6 protein-coding genes are annotated in these 2,745 nt (G+C 51.6%); 2 read left to right on the top strand and 4 right to left on the bottom strand.

The features are described from left to right. Positions 1 to 292: 292 nt before the first annotated feature. Both L248_RS16460 and L248_RS14870 read left to right on the top strand, forming a co-directional pair. Positions 293 to 421, top strand: coding sequence for a hypothetical protein (locus tag L248_RS16460; RefSeq protein WP_022531083.1), 129 nt, complete (start codon positions 293 to 295; stop codon positions 419 to 421). A gap of 143 nt (positions 422 to 564) precedes the next feature. Continuing rightward, positions 565 to 756: a hypothetical protein gene (locus L248_RS14870; RefSeq protein ID WP_155828698.1), complete on the top strand. Its 192-nt coding sequence runs from the start codon at positions 565 to 567 to the stop codon at positions 754 to 756. A 119-nt stretch (positions 757 to 875) separates the two neighbouring features. Here the strand turns inward: L248_RS14870 and L248_RS15485 are convergent, their stop codons facing one another. The 4 genes from L248_RS15485 to L248_RS16165 form a co-directional block, all read right to left on the bottom strand. Further along, positions 876 to 1,757, bottom strand: a complete 882-nt coding sequence (locus L248_RS15485; RefSeq protein WP_052000104.1) for a peptidoglycan amidohydrolase family protein — start codon at positions 1,755 to 1,757, stop codon at positions 876 to 878. Continuing rightward, positions 1,741 to 2,148: a hypothetical protein gene (locus L248_RS14880; RefSeq protein ID WP_022531085.1), complete on the bottom strand. Its 408-nt coding sequence runs from the start codon at positions 2,146 to 2,148 to the stop codon at positions 1,741 to 1,743. Before L248_RS14880 ends, L248_RS15485 begins: the two co-directional genes overlap by 17 nt. Further along, a complete protein-coding gene (locus L248_RS14885; RefSeq protein WP_040537162.1) occupies positions 2,108 to 2,392 on the bottom strand; it encodes a hypothetical protein in 285 nt (94 codons plus the stop codon). Before L248_RS14885 ends, L248_RS14880 begins: the two co-directional genes overlap by 41 nt. 12 nt (positions 2,393 to 2,404) lie before the next feature. Next, a partial coding sequence (locus L248_RS16165; RefSeq protein WP_040537163.1) for a hypothetical protein occupies positions 2,405 to 2,745 on the bottom strand: 341 nt, incomplete at its 5' end.

The raw sequence follows: 2,745 nt of genomic DNA on the forward strand, positions 1-2,745 counted from the left end.
AGTCCGTTAGGCTCCATAAATTGAATAAATATGAATCAAAGTGAACCCCGAAATGCTGTTAAACCAGCGTTTCGGGGTTTTCGTTACGGCTGAAAACAGACCATTATTTTTCCGATGTGTACAAAATGTGTACATGGTCCTCTATCACCAAGTCAAAGTTTCTGCGGTTTTACGGGCACCAGTAGAATCGAAATATTCAAAAATAATTGTTGACATTACATGCATATGCATGTATTATAATGGGTGTAGGGCAAGGGAGGTGACAGTGGTCCCTACTAGAAAGGAGAACGGAATGACACCAAAAGAAAAAATCGATGCACTAGAGACAGTCGTCAACCTAGCAACATCGATTATCAGCCTTGTGACAGCCATCAAGCTCCTCTCACCAAAGAAGAAAAAGAAGCGTCGCAAGCGTAAATAGCGTTCAGAGCAGCGGGGTCCACGCCCCGTTGCTTTGTATACAGTATAACACGAAAGGAAAATATCCTATGCAAATCTTATCTCTAGCACTCTCTATCGCAGCTCTCGTCATCTCAATTATCGCGTGCTGGATGGTGTTTCATCGTGAAAAATAAGACGTCGGAAGCTAAACTCGCCGCCAATAAGCGTTGGGCAGAGAAGAATAAGGCTCGGAAGCAGTACATTAATCGCCGGTCCATCGCTCGGTCCTTTATTCGCGATGATGCCGTCGGTACAGATCTGGATGAACTAGAGGCTTTGATCCAAGAGCGACGTCAAACGTTGGCACAAAAATAGACCCCAGGGATCACTCCCCAGGGCCGTGGTTATTCTTCGATTTAGCAGATTTCGACGATTATTCCGTTGGAATATGCTTTCTATTTGTCGATTTTCCGCTTACATGACGTTTTCAAACATCAAACTTCGATGCGAACCTTCTTGGCATCAACCCAGCCACCGATGTTGACAAAGCCCTTGGTGGCCCCAATTACCTTCCAGCGACTGCCCTTGGGCAGATACTTAATGCCCGCCTGACCGCCAGTCGGCTTGGCCTGCGTGTACGCATCCCCTACGGTGACTTGGATCACCTGACCCGTCCAGTCGTCAGAGACGGCGCCCTTATTGAGTTTGAGAACAGCGTCGTCCGGCCGGATCAAGCCGCCAACTTGGAGCCAACCTTTTTCCAAGCTGTTGACCACCCAGCCCGTCCCGTATGCTAGCTTACGACTCGTCGCCTTGCGGTTGTTGTCGTATAATATGGCTCCATTGGGGTTGGTGATCCACGCCACCCCGTATGCAGTGACGGGTACTGTCCCCGTCAGCTTACTCAAATCCATATCGTCATCTCCTTGTGTGGCAGTCCCAGCGTACCGGTAAGCGTAGAAGTATGGGCCGCCGTCTGCAACCCAGTAAGCATCATAGTTGTTAACGGTGACGCCGTTGTTGCCGTAGTTGCAGTGGATAATGTTGTCGTGGCCGATAAAGATACCCGTATGGCCGCCGGCGCCGCCGGAATAATTCATGCGGCCCCAGATAAATACGTCGCCGCGTTGAGCTGTCCACTCACGATTCTCGGTCACTCGTCGGAAGCCGTTGGCGATGAGCCAGGTGTGCAAGCTGTCCGTATTGAGCACCCAGCCAGCATTGGATGCCCCACCAGCTCGGAGAGCCGTGTAAACCGCCCCAGAGCAGTCCGCTGTGCCGCCTGCCCCTGTCCGACTGCCATACATGCTGTACGTGACGTGCTGCGCCTGCAGTTTGTACATATACTGGATGGCTGCCTCAATGCTGACCGTCATTGCTCCCACCGCCTGTCGTCGTGTCGGGTACCGTCTTGACCTGCTCGGTGTTGTCTGGGACCAACGCCCCCTGTGGGTTGGCCTGGACCGGCTCAGCCGGAACGGGATCACTTACCGTAGGGGTGACCGTGAAACTCTTGACACCGTCGAACAACCCAGACGTCGCCGCTCCCAGAAGAAATCCCTGCACGGCTGCCGGGCCCCAGTTACTATCCTTGGTCACGGCCACAGAGATGAGCCCCGCCACGATGCCCAGAGCCATGGCGATCCATGGCAGCCATTTGTTATCGATCTTTGTGCGTTTCACAGCCTGCACCAGGGCGATGATGATGGCTGCGGTCACCGCCAGTTCAGCGGCCGTGCCGAGATTGAGCTCTTTGATTAGATCCATTGATTTTGTCCTCCAATTCTTTGATACGCTTGTTATCCTGATAAACCTGTTCTTTCAGTTTGGCGATTTCATGGAGATACTGTTCGCGCTCATCCATGTATTTGACTACCTTATCAAGCAGTTCTGGGAGGCGAGCCGCGTAAATGCTCTCGTTACTGGTGGAGGCATTCCGCTTTGCGCCGTATATGCTGCCTGCAACGGTGATTGCCGCCACCAGCAACGGCACAATCGTTTGCCAGTTCAAGGTCGCTCCACCCTATTTCTTGTCTAAGATACGGTCGATTTTGTGACTGATTTCATCAATTCGTTTTTGTGTTGCAAGCTCAGTATCAGAAGGTTCTGCAATCCAAATCTCGGCCGCTAAGCGGACTGCCACAAAAACGATAAAGATTGTCGCCAATCCAATAAGCGGCGGGTTTGGATTTGTCAGGTCCCGCATGAGCATGATTGTCGCGTAGAATACCCACAGGGCCTCTTCGGCATACGCAACGCCTCGATGGATGTCCGGTGACAACTTGAATGAGCTGGAGATGGTTGCAATCGTCCCAAAGATAATAATGACCACAGCTGCGGGATTATCGTCAAAAATGCCTAGAT

It is taken from the genome of Schleiferilactobacillus shenzhenensis LY-73 (assembly GCF_000469325.1).
In the GTDB taxonomy this organism is placed as follows: Bacteria; Bacillota; Bacilli; order Lactobacillales; family Lactobacillaceae; genus Schleiferilactobacillus; species Schleiferilactobacillus shenzhenensis.